The organism is Kiloniella sp. (assembly GCF_048259265.1).
Lineage (GTDB): Bacteria > Pseudomonadota > Alphaproteobacteria > Kiloniellales > Kiloniellaceae > Kiloniella.
Window position 1 is genome coordinate 173,229 of the sequence record NZ_JBLXHT010000008.1, and the last position, 18,125, is coordinate 191,353.

The following is an 18,125-nucleotide window of genomic DNA, read 5'->3' on the forward strand; positions in this document are numbered from 1 at the left end:
TTCTAAACACTCTTCTCAAAATCAAGATCGTGTGCCTCTGCCCACTGTGCAACATTGATCCAACGCCAAACTGCGCGTGGGAATCCATTGCCGGAACGCTTTACCTCCTCCCAAGAACGGGTGGCCTGTGCCACATCAAGAAAGGGTAAAGCGCGAAAACTATCGCTATTGATACGCTCTTCTACCCAGCCACTTAATTCTTTAAACCAGGCTTGTTCTGGGGTCTGAAAGCCAATTTTATCTTTTCGATCAAGAATTTCGTCCGGTACTATCCCACGCATGGCTGCCCTGAAGAGCGCTTTATCTTCACCGTCAGGAGAAATCAAATACTCTTCCGGTAAACTCTGTACAAAACCGACAATCTCTGGAGACAAGAACGGCACGCGACTTTCCAAGGAATGGGCCATCGAATTACGGTCTTCATAGCGTAAAAGTCCCGGAAGATTGAGAGATGTGAAATCCAAGTCCAGAGCGCTATCCAATGACGATGCAAGACCTGTCGTTTTTCCATAGTCAGCCGAAATTCCCATCTTCTCGAACCACTGCCAGTCGATCGCAGCATTCACACCACCCTGCGCGTGCTTTTGATAAATCATTTGCCCAACAAAATCAGGCGCCAATCGTGTTAGAGTACGTAAGAGAAGATTAGACAGGGAGAGGCGACCGTTATGCCTGAGATAACCAATCAGACTACAGGCTCTACCCCATTCTCCTTTCTGGATAAACCCAGCAAGCGCCGCGGTATAATAAGGCGTATAGCCTCCGAGTATTTCATCAGCTCCCTGACCATCTAAAACGACTTTCAATCCGTCGTTATGCACAGCCTCAAAGACGCGATACTGCGCAAACAGACTCGTGCTTCCAATAGGCTCGTCCTGAAAACGCATAAGCCTTTCTAGATTTTGCACCACATCATTGGAAGAAAGCAGTACTTTCTTAGAGTTTGCACCAACCTTATTGATAACCAGATCGGCATAAGCCTCCTCATCACAGCTCTCACCACGAGCAGCATAAGTAAAGGTTCTAAGATCAAGCTCTTCGCCGCCAACTAAGCGCATTGCAGCTACAATCGCACTGGAATCTACGCCACCTGACAGCAGAGCCCCATATCCGACATCACTTCGCATATGCAACTCGACAGAACGAAGGAAACGTTCTTTGAGCTCCTGCGAAGCTTCTACGAACCCGATCTCTTTTCTGTTCAACCGGGCTTGCTTTGGCGCCAAGAATGATGAGATTTCTGGTGCCAAGGAACGTCCCAGAGAAATCTTCAAACAATGTCCAGGCGGTAAAGACTTAATGCCAGAAAGGAAAGATCTCTCATTGTGATTAACCAAGCCCAGAGCCAAATAGTCTCGCAAGGAAAAGAGATCTGGTTGAAGTTTCAACTCAGGGAAAGCTGACAACGCCTTAATCTCAGAAGCAAAAACCAACCCCTTTTCAGTGGTGGCATAAAAAAGCGGCTTAATACCGTAAAAGTCACGAGCCAACATTAAAGTTTGGTCAACCCTATCTATAAGACAGAAGGCAAACATACCAATCAGCTTTGCAAAAGCCTTACGCCCCCATTCAATCAAGGCGTAGAGCAGCACCTCAGTATCCGATTGACTAGCGAAAGAATAACCAAGATTTTCAAGTTCTGACCGTAGCTCAATATAGTTGTAAATTTCACCATTTTGCACAATGACATAACGATCATCATGACTGACCATGGGCTGATGACCATGCTCAGAAGTATCAAGAATTGAGAGCCGGCGATGCATAAGGCCTATATCCACCCCCATTCTCTCGGAACTCAACTTCTGTGCTGATTCTCCAACAGAATAACTTCCACCCTGTGACCAGAGGCAATACCCCGTGTTATCAGGGCCTCTATGACTCAAACGAGCAGAAAAATCTTCAAGAACTTTAACTGCCTGTGCTGGGGGAAATTCTTTATGGGCAAAGCCCGCAATGCCACACATTTACTTTGCTTTTCTTTCAACCAGCTTGTGATAGAACTCTTCAACTCGGCGCGCTTCATTATTAAAGTTGGCACAACTCCAGACCGTCTCGTGCCCTGCGTTAGCCATATCAGCCGTGCCTTCTTGATCTTGCAGCAGATGACAAACAGCGTCAGTAATTTTTTCAGCATCAAGATCGCAGAACCAGGCTGATTCGCCATGCTTAAAGAGCTCTTTATATCGCTCTAAATTACTCATGAGTACAGGTCGGCCACAGGCCATGGATTCTAGAGTAGACTGAGGCATACCATCGGATGATGGAATAGCGATTATCAGATCAGCTGCGCTATAAACACCCGCCATTTGTTCTCGTGGAACCCCTGATACAAAACGGACCCGTGACTGGAGTTTTAGTTCTTGAACTCGCCCCCGAACTTTTTGTCCATAAACTTCATTCTCTCCCATTGTAGAAAGAACCAGAACTGTTTGAGAATGTTCTTTTAGTATCGTAGGCAAGGCTTCAACTAAAAGATGCTGGTTATAAAGAGATTGTAACATGCGTGGACAATAGAGAACTTTCTGACCTTCTTCGACTCCCCATTCTTCTCTGACCTTAGACCTTCCCTCTTCGGAAAATGAAAAAATCTCAGGCTCTACCCCCCAATAAACAATTTTTATTTTCTCTTTGGAAACCCCCATCTCCATTAGACGATTTGCTAAACTGTGAGACTTCGCCGTAACCAAATCTGCCCGACGAAGCGAAAATCCAGTCAACCAGCGCCCTAAATGTCCCTGAGTCCCTTGCTCATCAAAGAGTACATCGCCCCCCATTACAGTCACAACAAAGGGACATTTTCTCATAAGAGCCACAATCCACGTTCCATACTCCGCCGCATAGTGAGCATGAAAAAGATCCGCATCACTTCGCACCAGTATCCAGTATGTTGTCAGCAGACTTTTTATCTTACCAACAACCCCTCTTCCAAAAGAGGTATAGCTGACTTTTAGAGAATTATCTGCGGGCCCGGATGTTGGGCTGATTAGATGTACAGAATGACCTAGTTGATCAAAAACTCTGGCTCGCGCTAAAACATGCGGGCTGCTCGCAGCTCCCATAATACAGAGTTTTAGAGGTAGAGATCTGGGCGCAAGTTCGTGGGTTTTAGTCATTCAACCACTTATGCCTCCAGGACTGGTACATCAAAACGGTCCAAAGCTGGACCTCATGATTTTGTTTTCCAGCAAGATGCCTTTCCCAAACTGCACGTATTGGTGCCGCATCAAGCAGCCCATCAGCCTCCAAAGCTTCTGGTCGCAGAAGCTCTTCGCACCAATCCCGAAGCTCTCCCTTCAACCAGTTCCCAATAGGAATACCAAACCCCATTTTGGGACGCTCAAAAAGCTCGCGCGGTACATAACGTGCAAGAACTTCTCGAAGAGCCCATTTTCCCTGACCATTTCGGACACGCATATGGCGGGGAAGTCGGAAAGCAAACTCGGCAACACGGTGATCGAGAAGAGGTACACGGGCCTCAAGACTAACAGCCATACTCGCCCGGTCAACCTTGGTCAGAATATCATCAGGAAGATAGGTCTTTCCATCGAGAACCTGCATACGCTCCATAAAGGGTGCAACATCATCAGCAAGGCTCTTATCCCACAGAATGTTTTGCAACTCCTCTGCCCCGGATACCATTGCATTCGGATTATCCCAGACCGTCACAAGCCGTCTGAAGAGAGCTGCCTCGTCCTCAATAGCCAGAATATCCGCAACCTTATGCGCTTTAAGCCCCAATTGAGGCACGCGTGCTTTGGCGGGGAGATATCGGGAGAGTTGATCCCAGCGGTCTGCAGAGAGTTGACGTATTGACCGGGTTCCGAGCTTCCTCAAAAACGGGGGTATCCCCCCTCGGCGACGGTTGATCAAGTCTCCCCAAAAATAACGATTGTATCCTGTAAAGAGTTCATCCCCACCATCACCAGAAAGGCTGACCGTCACCTTTTGACGTGCTAGTTGAGATACAAGAAAAGTAGGGATTTGCGAAGAGTCAGCAAAAGGTTCATCATAATAATCAGGAAGCTTGGGAATAACATTCAATGCATCCTGTGGAGAGATATAGAGCTCAGTATGATCCGTCCCAAGATGCCTGGCAATCGCCTTTGCATGCTCGGCTTCATTATACCCCTCGGTCTCCATACCTATGGAAAAGGTCTGGACCGGTCTCGCACTCTGCGCCTGCATCAGAGATACAACAGTAGAGGAATCAATACCTCCGGACAAAAATGCCCCCAAAGGAACATCAGCAATCATTCTGCTCCCGACGGCATCTCTCAACAACTCATCCAGTTGGTCAAGCACATCTATTTCATTATCCGAGAACGGATCACGCAATCCAGCTTGGGCAACTTTACGAAGATCCCAATAACAGTGTATCCGAGGGCGACGGCCCTGCTCCAACACCAAAATATTTCCAGGTTCAAGTTTTTGAACCCCCCTGAATATCGCAAGAGGAGCCGGAATATAGTTGAGACGCAAGTAAGAGCTTAACGCGTCAGGGTTAATTTCACCCTTCCAGTCCGGATGCTGTTTAAAGATCTTGAGTTCTGAGCCAAATAAGAAAAGATCGCCCTGTGTCCCCCAATAAAGAGGCTTAACTCCTAGACGATCCCGCGCCAATGTTAGTCGCCGATCCCTTTGATCCCACAAAGCAATAGCGAACATACCAATCATGCGGGCAACCGTTTTCTCAAGCCCCCAATGTACACAAGCTTCAAGAATTACCTCTGTGTCTGAATGCCCTCGAAACGCCGGACAGGCTCCCCCCATTTCGCGTTGTAGTTCTGAACGAATTTTTTCGGCGTTATAAATCTCACCGTTATAGACCAAAACATAACGCCCACAAGCTGAAAGCATTGGCTGACGCCCTGCGGGGGAAAGGTCTATGATGGAGAGGCGAGCGTGAGACAAACCGATACCGGCTTCAGCTGAAGTCCATTGAACTTGGGCATCAGGACCACGGCGGTACATGCTCTGAGCCATAGCACCAGCGATTTCGCCGAGTTGTTTTTCAGTTTTACCAGGTCGATCCCAAAAACCAGCTATTCCACACACAGTTCAATTATCCTTAAAACCATAACCGCTGATTTACTCACTTTTAATTCAGTAGCAAAAAGAAGTAAGAACCGAAAAACTCAACGCATAAGAAATCTATCGGCACAGGCGTGAGAAAACCACTCCCAAATACAATTTTGTTTTCGCTTATTATCACTCGGGGCTTTTAGCAGAAGCCACAACGCCATTAGGGCCAAGACGCACATTAACATCTTTCAACCCTTCCTCTTCATGCCAGCGTGTATAGGTTTTCGGACTCTGAGGAATATCAAAAGCGGGCGATAACATATCAAAAGTATCGAGATATGCCCACTCCTTCAATGTTACATCATCTGCATGTGGCATTTGTTTGGAGTAATCCGCAATCAACAATCGCCAATTCAAGGCTTCACCGATCTTGGGGATGTATCGGATTAACTTAGCCAAGGGCCACATAAAATTTATGTAAGCCACACAACGATCATAAAGTTTTTTTGATTCCATGTTGCGCGTAAAGGGACGTACCCAATAACGTGTATTCAGATAATACCGTTTTATTGTTTTCAGATAGATATCGGTTGCCAGCATCGCTCCCGGCTTCATCATACGGACCAATGATTTAAAAGAGGCTTCTGGATCGGGAGTATGCTGAAGCACTCCAAAACAGAAGACTTTATCAAAAAATGCCTTTTCAAAAGGCATTTCATAAATATTCCCTTGAACCAACAGCAGGTTAGGATGCTGCCCGTTGGATGCATAGTTTGGCTCGACCGCCTGTGAGTAATCAAAAGAAACAACCATAGCCCCGGTTTTCAAGAGATGCTCTGTAAAACGGCCAGAACCAGAACCTGCTTCCAATAAAACCTGCCCGCTTAAATCACGCTCCCAACCGGATACCTCAAAAATCCGCTCTTCAGACATCTTATGGCCTGCATCATCGTCATACTGGGTACGAGAATGTAGCTTCCATTCAAAACCAAAGTTCTCCGAATAGTTATCTGAGTCAACAAAACGGGGTATAAAGTCGACGATAGGATAAGTCTCTCCGCTGGGGGAGGTCAAAGTTCCGGATTTTACCTTATCATTTTCAAGGCATTCATCCTGAAGACACAATGTCTGACCAGTCTTAGGACAGCGGAGATATTTGAGGTGATTGGGATGCATCTACTCAGTACTTTCAGATATAACTTCGTTCAAATAGCTCTGTAGCAGCTTTCCTACGCAATCAACATGAAACCGAGATCGAACATCATCATTAACCATCCTCCTCGACTGACCTCCCTCACGAAGTTCAGTTAGGAAAATTCGAAGTTCATGAACGATTTTCTGTACATTATTAGGCTCACAAAATCGTCCCCCATATTCACGCACCAATGTTCGCGTAGTTCCTGGGGATGATAGAGCCAAAATTGGCTTTCCGATACCAATATAGTCAATCAGCTTACTTGGTAGGAAAATATTTTCATTCGAAGGGGCATCAATTACTAACAAAGCATCGGCACTCTGCATAAGCTTAAGAGATGCGAGATAACTCACTGGGGGGAAAAGAGCGATAACCCTAGAAGAAAGACCTAATTTTTCAAGGGCTATACGAAACTCGGCATCAATAGGCCCAATAAATTCAAAGCTAATTTCGTTAATCAGTTCAGGCATTTCTTGCAAGAGACTAGCGATTGCTTCAAAGAACGCTATTGGGCTCCTCTTCCCATAAAGTGCTCCAATATGACGGACAACAATCCTCTCCATATTTTCATCGATATGCGTTCGCTCAGCGCGTCCTCCACCCTCTCGCATATTAGGATCAAAGGCGTGAGGGAGTACTCTCATCTTTGAACGAATGTGATGCGGATAATTATCAGCTATGTGCGCGCGCGTTTCCTCGGACGTAAAAATCAAAAGATCTGCGTTATGAAAAACCTTTGCCTCCAGCTCCCTCTCTTTCGCCTTTTTTCTGTCATTTACACGGTCCAAGTAAGGATTATTTGCCCAAGGATCTGAAAAATGTGCAACCCAAGGAAGCTCCGGGTAAGATTTTTTCACCTCCAAGCCAACAAGGTGTGAGCTGTGGCTTTGAGAACAAGTCATGAAGACGTGAGCTTCAGAAACATCAAGAGATTTCAAATCTCTAACAGCATACTTGGTAACTAAAGCAAGCCAGTCAGGCAGCATAGGTAAACGCGTCAAGATACGTTTGGGAATTACTCGGCCCCACCAAGGAAGAACAAGCCGCACGATACGATGAAAGTTTCGGTTCGCATAATTAGCCAACTCCTGATCATCTTCGCCCATTTGAAATGCAGTAAAGGTAACATCCCAACCCCTTAAACCAACAGTCCGCTTGGCAGAAACAATTGCTTCAGGCGCTCTTGAAGGCGGGAAATAATAACCAAAACAAAAGAGTTTACGATTAGACAAAGCTTCTCTCACACCAAACTTAGAGTTTGCTTTTAATGATAGCCGCAATCCGCTGGGCCGCCCGACCATCACCAAAGGGATTTATTGCGTGGGCCATTTCTTTGTAGAGGCAGACATCGTCTAACAATGTAACGACTTCTCGCACAATAGTCTTCGTTTTAGTACCGACAAGCTTAGCAACTCCGGCTTCCATCGCCTCCATACGCTCGCTCTTCTCGCGCAAAACCAACAACGGGCGATCCAATGCCGGTGCCTCCTCTTGAATTCCTCCCGAATCACTCAAAATGAGGTACGAACGATCCATGAGATAGACAAAACTTTGATAGTCCAGAGGCTCACCGAGAAATATTCTATCCGTATGCTGACCAATAACCTCTTCAACCGCGGTCCTCACATTGGGATTGAGGTGAACTGGATAGAATATTTCTACATCTGATCGCTGCTCGCTGATTTCCACCAGTGCCCGGCAAATGCCGCGAATACCTTCTCCAAAGCTCTCGCGTCGATGCCCCGTAACAAGTATTAATTTCTTGTTTTGGTTAAGAAATGAAAATTTCTCATCAAGTTCTTTCGTAACTTCTGTGTTTGCTCGCAAATTGTTTCGCATCTGCAAAAGTGCATCGATTACCGTGTTTCCAGTTACATGAATCTTTTGCTCGTCGACATTTTCAGCTCTCAGCGCTGCTGCCGCTTTTTCAGTTGCAGCGTAACACTCAGAACTCACTAAGTCACAAAAACGTCGGTTCATTTCCTCTGGAAAAGGAGCAAGCAGATCCCCAGTTCGAAGGCCTGCCTCGACATGATCAACGGGAATTCCCATATGAAAGGCCGCTAGAGCCCCAGCAAAACAAGTCGTCGTATCTCCTTGAACAACAACACGGGCTGGCCACTCCTTCAAGAAGATATCATTCAACCCTTTTAACAAATCTGCACAGAGGCCATTCAGACTTTGATTGGCTTTCATAAGATTAAGATCGTAGTCAGGTTTAATTCCAAATAAATCTAAAACCTGATCCAGCATCTCTCTATGTTGGGCCGTACTAACAACCCGGACGGCATCTTCACCCAAAGTAGACTTCAGAGCCCATACAACAGGGGCCAACTTAATTGCTTCTGGCCGCGTGCCAAAAATAACAAAAACCGCACTCATTTCACGTCAACCAGTTCGAGAAGCGCTTCATATGACGGTACATTAAAGGGAGCAAGACGTTTCATCACATCAAAAAATTCCGGCCAATCGTACACCTGAGAAGGGTCTGCATAAAGGTTGAGCAAATAAGGTTTTTTTTCTGACAAAAACCAATCCCCCAAGCGCTTGATCTGGTGAATATAATCAGGTGGACCATACTTGAATGTCTTTGAATAACGGAAAGAATAACTGTCCAGGATTGTGAGGGGAAAGTCGTAGCCACCACCAACAGGAATTTCAGTCAACCCACTGGCTTGATATAGTGCTCTGTTGTGAAGCGCCTTAACAGGAACTGTAGATGTCGAAAATTCGTAATTTTTTGTGTTGAGAACGCGATAGAGATCCGCGAGTTCCTCTTCTTTTTGAAACGAGCCAAAATGTGGAGAGCGAAAGCCTTTAGGTTCTTTTCCAAGAAACTTTGTCAGAGTTTCATGTCCTCTCAAAACATCTTCTTCCATTTCATCACGACTTATTTGATCGTAGAAATTCCAACTCTCGTAAGTTTCTCCATCATCAAGAAGCCGTGAATGCTTATAGTGCCCATGATTTATAAATTCCGCACCACTCTCAGCGACACCTTCGTAGACCTCAGCCCCCTCCAGCAAGACCTCGCCAGGTACCGCATAGATCGGCGTAATTCCGATATCCATCAGCTTACGATGAACATCACCCACCACCCGTGCATCCTTGTAGGTGTCGCAGTCAAAAGACAATAAAAACGTTGGCTTATCCAAACCAGATTTCTTAGCAGCACGCGAAAGCCGTGATCGGAGTAAACCTGGGAGAAATTTATCTTGAATACGGTTGATATGGTTCTGCGAAAAGAGCATTAAATCACACTTATATAGAGACATTAGCGTCGGTCATAGGAAATGAGGACACAATTTAGAGAATTTGACCCATTTCAACAAATAGGTCCATCACAAAACCCGTATTTTCCAAGTTAAGAAACTCAAGAAATTTTCTGCAGCACGCTTCTGTAAATACTCGCATATCGGGCCTCAGTTTTGTCTGGGTTCCATGTTCGCTCCGCATGCACCTTAGCAGATTTCCCTAATTTCTCCCGGAGCACATCATCACACAAGATTTTCTTCAACCCGGATCTGTATCCTTCCAGAGTGTTCTCAGTGAGAAGGCAAATCTCTTCTGTTAACTCAGGAATAATTTCCCCCGCAACCTTGTTTATCAAGACAGGTAATCCACTGAGCAGAGGCTCCATTACCGCTTTAGGAACCCCTGGATAGTCATTGTGTGCAGCAAAAATATCAAACTCGGAAAGCGACTGACAAAGTAGATCATTGTCCATTGATGGAATGAAAGTAACGCGATCGCTCAATCCAAGATCATCAGACAACCCCTCCAACTGCTCACGAAGGGGGCCATCCCCGACAAGCGTCAAAGAGGCCCCTTTTAGTCCAGTCATGGCCCGAATAAGATTTTCAGGATTTTTCCCTGGGATCAAGCGGCCAACCGAAAGAATTCTTGCCTCATTTCTTATCGCGTAATCATCTTTAACTGCAAGCTTGCCCGGGTTCAGAACATTATAGGCCAGCTCGACCTCTTTTACACCGATACGCTTGAGATAAGGCAGTTGGGACTGATAGACAGCAAAAACTAGGTCAGCAGCCCGCAATTCTCTCTCGGCCAAGCCAGACAATACTTCATGGCGCAAACGGTCAGGGAAAGACAACCCAACAGGAGGGGCATCCGGACGGCTGTGCAGGCTTAGGAGAACGGGCGCCCCAGAAACAGCACGAATCGCTCGTGCGGCAGTCGCATTGATATGAGCTCCATGACACCTTATCAAATCAGGTTGAATTTGCTGAGCAAGCACCTTGGCACGGTTCAGCCAATCCTCCATCAGCATTTCACGCCAACCGAGCGTTCTCCAATAAAACCGAGAAGGAGTTGAGAGATTGTGTAAGATTAACTGCGCAGATCCAACCATCGGCTTTAAACGCCCCAAGTCCGGACGATCATCATTGCAAAGCACGATATGTACTTCATCAAAGACATTGCCGGGATTGTAATATCGTTCTGTCGCTTCGCCTTTTTCCAGCAAAGGAGAAAGGGGGTCGTTCAATATAATTAGTAATTTCAATCCTGTATCAGCCTTCAACCTAATATTCAGCCTTTTCCGCTACGACTATCATCCAGTTTGACGCCTCTAGCCCCACTAACCTTCGTAGCTTTCGAAAAGTCAACCTCAATACGTCAGGATAATCAACATAATCAACCATCTGACTAATATTTCTTAGATTATTTGATGAAAACCCCGCAGCGGCAAGAACAGCAGAAAGCCCAGAATAATTCCAAACTTCTGTAGCTCCATTCTTCTGAGCCAATGATGCAAGCGTGGCGGCATTATAATCAAAGACAATTAATTTTCCACTCGGCTTAAGAACGCGATAGCATTCTTGGAATGATTTTTTAGGATCCTCATGTAAACAGAAAGTCGCAACTCCAAAAATTAAATCGAAACAAGAATCATCGGTTGGAATATTATCGGCTGAGCACGAGAACTCTAAAGGCTCAACAATATAAGGGCTGTCAGGCAAGTCTAAACCTGAGTAATTTACTTTCGGAAGAAAATCACGGTACTGCTTCGCTCCGCAACCTATTTCTAATACTTTGAGATCAGGTTGAATGAATTCTTGTAGAATTCTAACAATATACGGATAAGCTATTTTTTCTGGCATCTATTCACAATCTCTGTAAAGCACTCATTTACGAAACAGGGCTCTCCGCACCCTCCCACACCGGATGCTAAAGCTCCTGTATAAATTATTTGCCAATTTAATCAAAGATCTCTGTCTACGCGTCGTGACACAAAGATACAACACTCTCTGGGCCACAACCTCTCTCGGTAGTTCGGTTGAAACCTCAAACCAATTAGCACTTGGATTATGGATAGGCACTGATCTATAAAGTGATTGGTTTGCCCTAATCTCAGACAATGGATGCCTCGGCTCTCTCTTAACCTGAACTTCAGGAGACGCATACAAGAAAATAGCAACATCAGGCGCAAAATTGCGAGCAATAAAACGTGACAAATAATGATCACGTCCCAAGAACGTGATCAAGTCGTAAAAATATCGGTCCGTAAATACATAGAGAGTACCGTACGAAAACCTCAGCTTTATAGCCATTAAAATACAGTCTAAAACAAGCAAAAAAGCATAAAGACGAAAGACAATCGAAAAACACTCCCCTCCGGGCTCCATAGGAACAATCCAAGGCTTATCATCAATAGAGGCATCAAAAACAAACTCTTTTGCACCATATTTTTGAGGAGAACGAACTTCTGAAGTGATTTTCCTGGGCGCTAAACGTAATCTTCTAGCTCGCAACAAAAGCTTATAGGCAAATGAAAAAATTCGATCAGTCGGAAGTACGAAGGACTGCCCCCTCCCGGAAGGAGGATAGTAACATCCAAGATAATGGTTAATCGAACTAAATCTAGCCTTTTCAAGTGCCACTTGAACCGATCTTGCAGTCGTGCTCTTCCCCGCACCATCGACACCCAACAAAGCAACAAGGCGCGGCCCTCTCTCCATAAGTTCCTGAAGTTTGTTTTTCGATGAAACAAAAAAGGATAACGGAGTAGCTTTTGCTTTTTTGTGCTTGACACCAAGGCCTTCGAGATTAGCCCACTCTCCCGCACAAGCATAATTCAAAGCCCTCTTTCCAATTACTCCCCCGAAGGCCTCAACAAAAGCAGCTTCAATATATGTCAAATCAAGACCGTCCTCAGCTACAGAACGGCTTATAAAGCTACGATATGCCTTTGAAAGAGCCTTCTTCCTATCCAGCGCATTCGCAATAACCTGAACAAACATATCCTCATCAGAGATAAAATATTGTCTTCCAACTTTTATCCGCCTAGCCACAATATCCCTTACCTGAAAAGCCTGATGCTTTAATTCTCGCCCTGTCAGATTAATATCAAGAAATACAACTTGCTCACTTCCGCCACAGTAATAGAGCGCCTTTGTTTCTCCAAAAAAAACTCCCCCCATTTCCTGGATCAGAAAAGCCATTGAAATAAAATCATCAGGATGAACAAATAAATCTATATCCTTTTCCTTATATTCCCCATCAAACACCTCTTCATATTTTCGCGCAAAACAATATCTTACAGCATTATCCCCTAAAACAGAACAAAGCTGCTTGATCAAGGCTATTGGATCAGAATAGTTTTTTCGACTATGGAGTACGTTAAGAAGCTCGTGAGAAGATAATAACTTCTCCTGCAAACTAGCCGATCGATTTTCGTAAAAAGCTCCTGCCAATAACACTACCACACGCGGAAGGAATTCTGAAAGATAACCGCTTAAACGTATCAAATTCAGTATTTCATCTATACTCAAAGGAGTTAATTCTGCCAATTCCCGCACGAACTTGTATATCGTTGCTATACACAAATGCTGATGTTTCTTATAAGGCAGTATTCCCCACTCGTGATCGATAAGTGAAAAACAATTTTCCTTGTCAACAAGTATGTTTTCGCAATGAAAATCCAGATACCCGACAAGATTTTCGGCCTCTGCCAGCTGTAGAATTTCTTCCAAATAAGCAAGCGCAGCCTTAATCAGGGCAAAAGTAACTAAATCTGATGATTCTAGAAGCGCATCCCGAAGAGTTTTACCAAACGCGTAGTCTCGAATAACATAACGCTCATCTGAATATAACAAGCAGGGACCAAATCCAGCCTTCCCCAAAATCTCTGTATATTTAGCCTCTATTAACAAAGCTACGTTCGAATCATAGCCAAATAACGCAGCATGGTTTTTACCTGACTGTACCGTCTTTAGCACAAGCTTCCGGTCACACGAACTTGTATCTTCAATAACATTAATAAGATAGGTCGAGAACTGTCCTCCCTGCCCGATCAGTTCATGACAACAATATGTAAATCCAATCTCTGACAACAGTGATTTAACTTCCATATCCATACCTAAAAAAAACCTACCGCTCACGTTCATAATTTATGATCAAAAATAATTATTTGACGACTTCCAAATAGGTAACCTGCATTCTAAATCTCACAAACAAAAATGATATTGCTGAATTTTCTTAAAATCACTTCTAAGCCTGAAAAGTCAGATCATTGCTTTTCACACCTTGTATCAATAATCCCCTGAAGAAAACAAGACCCACTGGATCCACTTTAAGCAACTTTACTCATCACCTTACAAAGAAATGACCGCAAATCACGAAAAGATATAACCTCCGTAATTAGCAGCATCACACCATATGCTCCCCCACCAATAAATACCATAATAAAGAGCCCCACAAAAGGTGATCCTGACTTCAATTCAAAAATACACTTAAATAAAAAAACAATAAAAGCCATAACAGAACAAGAAATTATAACCCTCAACACAAACATTATACTCAATTTGAACAACCAGTAATTATAGGACACTATCAAAGTTGCCAAAAATCTTGCTACAAATGCAATCAATGTTGCTATCGCGGCACCCCAAATACCATAACCTGGGATCAGCAACATGTTGAATACAAGATTAACAGTGCACGCAAGCACAATAATATAGGTAGTCCAAACCTGTCGGTGAGCTATACTTAAACAGATGTCAAAGTAATTGTTAAGCGTACTCAAGCTATAAGAAGCTGCGACTATACCCAAGAGATATGCAGCCGGAGAAAATTCCGGAGGCCCCAACACAGCAATCAATGGCTCTCCAACCAAAAAAAGTCCAACTACTGCCGGAAGTAACAAACCAAAAACAACTCCTGCTGAATGATTAAATAAGAGCTGCATCCCCTCAACATCCCCTCTTGCATGGAGCTTTACCATCATAGCAGGAAACATATTTCGAAAAGGCTTTGCCAGCATAGGGACAATAATCATACCAACACCATAAGCGAGAGAATACATTCCAATCTCTGCAATACTTGTGTATCGAACCAAGAAAATACGATCCATTAAATTCAGCCCGAGCATGGCGTAAGCGGACGGTAGAAGCGGCAACCCAAAAAAAACTATTTTATGTAATATTGCAAAATCTGGCGAAACTACCCCATCTCTTACAAGTATCGCAACTATCACAAGCAGCACCAACACCCCATCCGCAGCAACAGTAAGCAACACGAGATCATATATCTCTAAACTGAAAAATAATGCATATGTGACCGTAATAGCACTCACAATAGCCTGTAACACAGTAACAATCGAATGAGATAAGCCATCATTCCTAATAAGGAACCACCGTAAATTCATATTCGAGAGTATTGTAACGATCATAGAAGCCACAACCAGGGGAATAAACCGTACATGAGCCTCACCATCATCTAAAAACAAAAACACAATTTGATGATCGAAACTAATAATTCCTATAGCCCCAAAGAACGACATGCCGAGCACAAACACAAACAATGCCGAATAATATGATAACTGTTTTTTATCTGCTTGCTGAGGGAGATACCGTATTGAACCACTATCTGTCCCTAAAACAATCAAAGGAGCAAAAACCGAAACAATGACAGTCAATTGTGACCAAATTCCAAAATCCAAGGCACCCAAATGCCTGGTCAAAAAAGGAAGCAATATCAGCCCCTTAAGTCTTGCTATCAACCCAGCAACAGCAATAAAACTTGCATTTCTGTAATGCTCTCGAAGCATATTTTTTTCAACTCAATTTGGAAATAGACGCCTTGATTAATTTAACAATGCCTCTTTCAAGCATCGATGAATAATCTCTTGTAAAATAAGGAATCGACTTTTCTTCCCCCCCCCACTTCACTTTAAAATTACGAATTCCTTCCTCTTTTTTTGTCTCAGGAGACGTACTATAACCTGCAAGATTAAATTTAGTATCTCCCAAAGACTGATGAACCTTGAAAACCTCCCAATGCAAATAATCCTGAACTGGGGCCTTCAAACCAAAGCTCGCTCTTGTTCTCTTAGACATTATCTCGGTGGCCATACCATTGAAACGATATGTACCTAAAGTTGCAATAGTCTTTTCGTTTGCATCTTGAGCTGCAAAATAATGATAATACTTTTCGCGATCAAGCTTCCATGCTTTTTCCATTATCTCTAAAGTAGGCGCGTCATCAGGATTATCTTCGTAATAAGGAACAATAAAATTAGAGTAGAAATTCTCGAAAGTCTCGCATTGAGTAACAGTAATCCCATCCTTGATACAGCGTCGAATTGCCTTTTGCACAGATCGCTTTAAACCATCAAACAATGGCATCTCACCACAAGATAAATCAACCAATGAGGTAAAATAAGGAGTTTCTGTATAACCAAACTCTCGGAACACCCCAGATATTTCAATACTCCCGCCCCATATACTAGCTGCCGGGAACCCGCTAAACACAACCCCTCTCGCCCTAACCTTACCAACCAAGGATTTTACTGCGCTTAAAAATTGACAAACGTCCTCACTAGAGCATGCAGGTGAAAAGACGGGGCCCTCAAAACAACTCAACCATCCAGATCGTACAGGAAGAGAGAACTGCAATCCTTTAGCAGATCTCCTATAGCTAAACAAACCACCCGCCATGCGATCCGAACCCCGAAAGACCTCAACCCAATAATGAGAAGCTATGTTAACAATTTCATTAACTTCAAACCACCGTGAAGACTGCCCAAACGCGGCCTCTCCCTGTTGTTCGACAAGCCAATCCCCCCAATCAGTAGGAAGACTGGACGTAATATTCACACGCATCATATTAACGTTACTTTCGTGGCCAGCTTAAGCCTGCAGCAACACAAATTTTGTGAGCGAACAAAGGCATATCTTTATCTGAAAAATGATTTTTCCTTGCCCATTCTCTGGATTTCAGCCCCAACGTAGTAAGTTGAGCACGATCAGACCACCTCATGATCTGCTTATAAATATCATCTTCGCTTTGGCAATTTATGATCGGCGGTTCTTGGTCATACACGAGACGAGAACAAGCTTCATCAGCATATGCCATCACGGGTCTCTCATGCAGCATTGCCTCACAAGCTATCCATCCAAAAAAGCCCACATCAAATTGATCCACGACAACGTCAGCCTGTGTAAAACATTCTGCTAAGCCAGCTTGGGAAGTTGGCTCCATCCAAGTATACTTACTAGAAAATCCACCCCGCCCAATCAATTCTTTAGCTAGCTCACGATCCGCTCCTCGATCTAAGAGAAGACATCGAACATTAGCCCCTTCGCTTAAGGCTCGATTAAAAGCTCTAAGAAATCGATCAGAACCCTTGGTGGAATTCCTGTACGGCCCCTTATCTTCCCCCCCCCAATCAAGCCTCGCAGGATGGAAATAGACAATATCATCCCCGGAATTTTCACGAGTTCTCCCCTCAATCTGACGATCGAACATTGGGAACCGAAAATACAAAGGACTCTTAACTCGCAGATCAACAGCAGTCTTCACCGCTTCAGGAGTTGAGGAAATCCAATTGCCATGTGTTCGCCTTAGTAACCAACGATAGACATAGCCATAAACTGTGTTTTTTCGAGCTTCCTCCGTGATATCAGAACCAGTAGTAATATTGAACACTGGAGGAAAAAAGGGCAAAGCCATTAGCGGTAAACACCAAAAGAGATAAGCTATAATGTTTCCGGTAATGGAAACTACCGCTTTAGACTTAAGACACAGACAAAAGAACCAGAAAGGATTTTTAAACGGCAACACATCTGCAGCATCAAGATCCCGGCAAGCACCCGGAATATCCGAAAAATCATTCGGAATATCTTTTTCAAATCGTACTACGGCACATCTTAATCCTTGCCGTATTAATGCCTCTGCTATTGCGAAATCTGCATTAACCAAGTGCCCTACGACAATAACATCATAATCCAATTGATGAGAAGGAGAACCACTCATTACTCTTCAACTCCAAGCGCAATTCCATCGCGACCAAACTGGTTACCGTTATAAAACATATACCGCTTCCCCTTATGAGAGAACACATGAGGTTGGCAAACCATCTCATTCTCATATGGCGCGTTTGATATAGTTATTCCCGCCAAATGGTCCATACGCCCCCACTCCAATCCATTAGAAGATTCGGCATAACCAATGCGATAGCCTCTACCTGCCTCATACGAGTACCACATCTTATATATGCCACCGTCACGAATCACACATGGGTGAGCCGTATTAGTTTCTCCCTCCGAAAGGCCAATACAGACATCTCCTTCACGCCTCCAATTAATCCCATCACCAGATTCAGCATAGCAAATATGATATAGAGACTGTGTATAATTACTCTGCTGATCCCACCCCAAACCAGAGACATACCACATACGCCACAAGCCCTTTTCGAACAAAACACTTGGTAATAGGACACACCAAGGATCAACATCATTTCTTTGAATTATTGGAGCTTTTGAATATTTCTGGAAAGTCTGCCCTCCATCAACACTAATCGCCAACCCAATCGAACTATAAAACATTGGCGCTCGAAGACCTGGGTTCCACCCAATGTAGTACATATACAAAGTATCGTCTTTTCGAA

The 18,125-nt window shown here is 44.0% G+C and carries 14 protein-coding genes; all 14 read right to left on the reverse strand.

Features of this window, described 5'->3' with window-relative positions:
- Positions 1 to 2: 2 nt before the first annotated feature.
- Positions 3 to 1,964, reverse strand: a complete 1,962-nt coding sequence (gene asnB / locus ACN0QW_RS13990; protein ID WP_417432219.1) for an asparagine synthase (glutamine-hydrolyzing) — start codon at positions 1,962 to 1,964, stop codon at positions 3 to 5.
- The gene (locus tag ACN0QW_RS13995; protein ID WP_417432220.1) at positions 1,965 to 3,113 is read right to left on the reverse strand and encodes a glycosyltransferase; all 1,149 of its coding nucleotides are present in this window, start codon (positions 3,111 to 3,113) and stop codon (positions 1,965 to 1,967) included.
- On the reverse strand, positions 3,106 to 5,055 hold the full coding sequence (gene asnB, locus ACN0QW_RS14000; RefSeq protein WP_299380492.1) for an asparagine synthase (glutamine-hydrolyzing): 1,950 nt from the start codon (positions 5,053 to 5,055) through the stop codon (positions 3,106 to 3,108). The genes ACN0QW_RS13995 and asnB (ACN0QW_RS14000) overlap by 8 nt, the downstream gene beginning before the upstream one ends.
- A gap of 153 nt (positions 5,056 to 5,208) precedes the next feature.
- A complete protein-coding gene (locus ACN0QW_RS14005) occupies positions 5,209 to 6,198 on the reverse strand; it encodes a class I SAM-dependent methyltransferase (protein WP_417432221.1) in 990 nt (329 codons plus the stop codon).
- The gene (locus tag ACN0QW_RS14010) at positions 6,199 to 7,449 is read right to left on the reverse strand and encodes a hypothetical protein (RefSeq protein ID WP_417432222.1); all 1,251 of its coding nucleotides are present in this window, start codon (positions 7,447 to 7,449) and stop codon (positions 6,199 to 6,201) included. It abuts the gene before it with no gap.
- Positions 7,450 to 7,468: 19 nt separating this feature from the next.
- The gene (gene wecB / locus ACN0QW_RS14015) at positions 7,469 to 8,599 is read right to left on the reverse strand and encodes a non-hydrolyzing UDP-N-acetylglucosamine 2-epimerase (RefSeq protein ID WP_417432223.1); all 1,131 of its coding nucleotides are present in this window, start codon (positions 8,597 to 8,599) and stop codon (positions 7,469 to 7,471) included.
- The gene (locus ACN0QW_RS14020) at positions 8,596 to 9,468 is read right to left on the reverse strand and encodes a hypothetical protein (RefSeq protein ID WP_417432224.1); all 873 of its coding nucleotides are present in this window, start codon (positions 9,466 to 9,468) and stop codon (positions 8,596 to 8,598) included. Before ACN0QW_RS14020 ends, wecB begins: the two co-directional genes overlap by 4 nt.
- Positions 9,469 to 9,590: 122 nt before the next feature.
- A complete protein-coding gene (locus tag ACN0QW_RS14025) occupies positions 9,591 to 10,739 on the reverse strand; it encodes a glycosyltransferase family 4 protein (protein ID WP_417432225.1) in 1,149 nt (382 codons plus the stop codon).
- 19 nt (positions 10,740 to 10,758) lie between these two features.
- Complete coding sequence (locus ACN0QW_RS14030) at positions 10,759 to 11,337, reverse strand: class I SAM-dependent methyltransferase (protein WP_417432226.1); 579 nt, start codon at positions 11,335 to 11,337, stop codon at positions 10,759 to 10,761.
- A gap of 24 nt (positions 11,338 to 11,361) precedes the next feature.
- Positions 11,362 to 13,593 carry a hypothetical protein gene (locus ACN0QW_RS14035; RefSeq protein ID WP_417432227.1) on the reverse strand — a complete coding sequence of 744 codons (2,232 nt, stop codon included), beginning with the start codon at positions 13,591 to 13,593 and terminating at the stop codon, positions 11,362 to 11,364.
- 215 nt (positions 13,594 to 13,808) lie between these two features.
- The gene (locus tag ACN0QW_RS14040) at positions 13,809 to 15,284 is read right to left on the reverse strand and encodes a polysaccharide biosynthesis C-terminal domain-containing protein (protein WP_417432228.1); all 1,476 of its coding nucleotides are present in this window, start codon (positions 15,282 to 15,284) and stop codon (positions 13,809 to 13,811) included.
- Between the two features lie 7 nt (positions 15,285 to 15,291).
- Entirely contained in the window at positions 15,292 to 16,341 is a 1,050-nt protein-coding gene (locus ACN0QW_RS14045) for a hypothetical protein (RefSeq protein WP_417432229.1), read from the reverse strand.
- 7 nt (positions 16,342 to 16,348) lie between these two features.
- Positions 16,349 to 17,491 carry a hypothetical protein gene (locus ACN0QW_RS14050; RefSeq protein WP_417432230.1) on the reverse strand — a complete coding sequence of 381 codons (1,143 nt, stop codon included), beginning with the start codon at positions 17,489 to 17,491 and terminating at the stop codon, positions 16,349 to 16,351.
- On the reverse strand, positions 17,491 to 18,063 hold the full coding sequence (locus ACN0QW_RS14055) for a hypothetical protein (protein WP_417432231.1): 573 nt from the start codon (positions 18,061 to 18,063) through the stop codon (positions 17,491 to 17,493). Before ACN0QW_RS14055 ends, ACN0QW_RS14050 begins: the two co-directional genes overlap by 1 nt.
- Between the last annotated feature and the right edge of the window lie 62 nt (positions 18,064 to 18,125).